This window comes from Aeromonas sp. R1-1, assembly GCF_040908495.1.
Taxonomy (GTDB): Bacteria; Pseudomonadota; Gammaproteobacteria; order Enterobacterales; family Aeromonadaceae; genus Aeromonas; species Aeromonas veronii.
Genome location: NZ_JBFODV010000015.1, coordinates 1 through 2,802, shown reverse-complemented (window position 1 = coordinate 2,802; position 2,802 = coordinate 1). Strand labels below are relative to the sequence as shown.

Annotated in this window: 3 protein-coding genes; 1 reads left to right on the top strand and 2 read right to left on the bottom strand. The window is 64.9% G+C overall.

All coding sequences use genetic code 11. The annotated features are described in order from the left end of the window. Positions 1-1,141, top strand: a 1,141-nt coding sequence (locus tag AB5Y92_RS00600; protein ID WP_368225137.1) for a diguanylate cyclase, incomplete at its 5' end; no start/stop codon positions are given. Here AB5Y92_RS00600 and AB5Y92_RS00595 read toward each other — a convergent pair. Both AB5Y92_RS00595 and AB5Y92_RS00590 read right to left on the bottom strand, forming a co-directional pair. Beyond that, entirely contained in the window at positions 1,138-2,337 is a 1,200-nt protein-coding gene (locus tag AB5Y92_RS00595) for an ABC transporter permease (protein WP_368225135.1), read from the bottom strand. The two genes, AB5Y92_RS00600 and AB5Y92_RS00595, sit on opposite strands and share 4 nt — an antisense overlap. Continuing rightward, positions 2,337-2,802 (bottom strand): ABC transporter permease (locus tag AB5Y92_RS00590; RefSeq protein WP_368225133.1); only part of this gene is annotated, 466 nt, incomplete at its 5' end. The genes AB5Y92_RS00595 and AB5Y92_RS00590, both read right to left, overlap by 1 nt.

The following is a 2,802-nucleotide window of genomic DNA, read 5'->3' as shown; positions in this document are numbered from 1 at the left end:
GATCTCCGCCACTCTGGAGGCATGGCAGCGGGGAGAGCATGACCAGACCCGCCGGGTCATTCGCACCCAGTTGCGCCACAAGGATGGCCATCTGGTGGCGACCGAGACCATCACCACCCTCCATGGCAACCACAACGCCCAGCCGGAGGCGATCCTCGGGGTCACCCGGGATATCACCGAGCGGGCAGCGCGAGAGGAGATGATGCGCCGCCTCGCCTTCTACGACCCCCTCACCGGGCTGCCCAATCGCCGCTTGCTGCAGCAACGGCTCAAGGAGCTGATGGAGCAGGAGACGCCCCGTCCGCTGGCGCTGATGTTTATCGATCTCGATCACTTCAAACCGATCAACGACACCTTCGGCCATGAGACCGGGGATATTCTGCTCAATATGGTGGCCGAGCGGATGAGCCACTGCGTGCGCAAACAGGATCTGGTGGCACGGCTGGGGGGCGACGAGTTCGTTATCTTGCTGCCGGAAAGTGGCGACGAAGTGCTGGCGGTGGCCGACAAGCTGCACCAGCAGCTGCGCCATCCGTTCCAGCTGGAGGGGCAGGAGCTGCTTATCTCCAGCAGTATCGGGCTGGCGCTCTATCCCGAGCACGGGGAGGATGCCAAAACCCTGATGCACCACGCCGATCAGGCCATGTATCAGGCGAAGAATCGCGGCCGCGGCCGGGTCTGCCTCTTTACCGAGGGCCTTGATCCCGGGCAGGGGGCACTGCTGTGGCAACCCGGCCACGAGTGCGGTCACCCGCGCATCGATGCCGAGCATCGCCAGCTCTTCGTATTGACCAACCGGCTTCTGGAGCGGATGAAAGATCAGCACGAGGATCCGGCCCCGTTTCTGGAGAGTCTGGAGAGCCTGTTCGACATGGCCCGCCACCACTTCGCCTTTGAAGAGCAGATGCTGGCGGAGATCGACTATGAGGAACTCGTCAGCCACCGTCAGGATCACCAGCGCCTGCTCAACAAAGCAAGCCAACTGCTGCACGCCGCCAAAGCGGGAACACTGGGCAACGACGAGCTGCTCAACTTCATCATTCAGGAGCTGGTGGTCGGCCACATGAGTCAGGCTGATCGCCGCTACTTCCCCCTGTTCAGACCCGAGCGTAACGCGCCTCTTGCGAAAGGGGCGACCTAGTCACCGCGCAGGGCAACCACGGGGTCGAGACGCACTGCCCGCAGCGCAGGAGCGACCCCGGCCAATAGGCCAACCAGGGCGCTGCAACCAAGCGCCAACAGCAGATAGAGAGGATGGAGGGTGAGCGGCAAGCCGGCCGCCAGCAGGGTGAGCAGCAGTTTTAGCCCGCCGAGCAGGGCCAGCCCCATGGCCCCGCCCAGCAGCGCCAGCACCACGGCTTCGAGCAGGAACAGCAATAGAATGCGCCGCCGTGGGCAACCCAGCGCCATCAGCAAGCCCACTTCAGGGATCCGCTCCTGCTGGGCGATGCTCATGATGCTGAAGATGCCGACCGCCCCGATCAGCAGCGAGATAATGCCGAGCCCGCCAACCGCCAGCTTGATGATGGAGAGTATCTTGTCGAGGCTGGTCAGCATATCCTGCTGGGAGGTTAGGGTAAAATCCTCGGCGCCGTGGCGGGCGATCAGCACCCGCCGGATCTGGGCTGTGATGTCAGCCTCCGTCTGCCCGGCGCGATAGATGACGTCGATCTCCTGCAGCCCCTCCTTGTTGAACAGCGCCTGGGCGTGAGCGGCGGGCAGATAGATCATGTCGTCCAGATCAAAGCCGAGAAATTGCCCCTTGGGGGCCAGCACCCCGGCCACCCGAAAACGGCGATCACCAGCGCGTAGCAGACTGCCCGGCGCATCGCCACCGGGAAACAGCTCAGCCGCCACCTTGGCCCCCAGCACCGCATAGGCGCGGGGCATGGCACTGTAATCCGCAGGCAGAAAACGCCCCTGCACCAGGGTGAGCCGCCAGCCTGAGAGCGCAGCCGGACCTGTGCCCAGAATGGCGGTGCTGCGGGTGAGCCCGCGGCTGCGCACCTCCCCTTGCCCCTGCACCACAGGGAGCGCCGCCTCGATACCCGGCAATTTGGCGAGGGCATCGGCGTCCTCCAGCAGCAGGGGACGACTGCTGGAGAGGATGCCGGGCGGGCCGCCTGCGGTTTCGGTCTTGCCCGGGGTCACGGCGATCAGCCGGGTGCCAAATTGGGAGAAGCTGTCGAGCAGATAGAGCCTGAGCCCCTCGCCGATGCCGGTGAGCAGGGTCACCGAGGCGATCCCGATGGCAATGCCGAGCGCCGACAGCAGGCTACGACTGCGCCCCGCCAACAAAGCGCGCCATAGCCAGAACAGCAGATCAGCGGCACGCATCAGCCACCGCTCCACTGCCCGCTGCGCAGGCTGCTGACCGGATCTTGCCGTGCCGCCCGGGAGGCGGGCAGCCAGCTAAAAAACAGCCCGGTCAGCAGGGCCGCCGGTATGGTGCAGAAAGTAGCGAGCAGAGGGACAGCCGCCGGAAATCCGGGCCAAATTACTCCGGCGAGGGCAACAAGCGCATAGCCCAACACAGTGCCAAACAGCGCGCCACTGCCGCTCAGCAACAGCGCCTCCCACAAAAACAGCTGGCGAATCTGGCGACTGTCTGCCCCCAGCGCCTTGAGCAGGCCGATCTCGCCGGTGCGCTGGCGGGAGCTGATCAGCGCCAGATTCATCATCATGATGCCGGAGACCAGCAGGCTGATGGCGCCGATGCCGGCAACGGCCAGGGTGAGAGTCGAGAGAATGGTGGAGAAGGTGGCCAGCATGGCGTCGCGGCGCACCACGGTCACATCGAGC

Excerpts from the sequence above, each read along its gene's own strand:
- AB5Y92_RS00595 (WP_368225135.1), bottom strand. The coding sequence starts at position 2,337 with ATGCGTGCCGCTGATCTGCTGTTCTGGCTATGGCGCGCTTTGTTGGCG.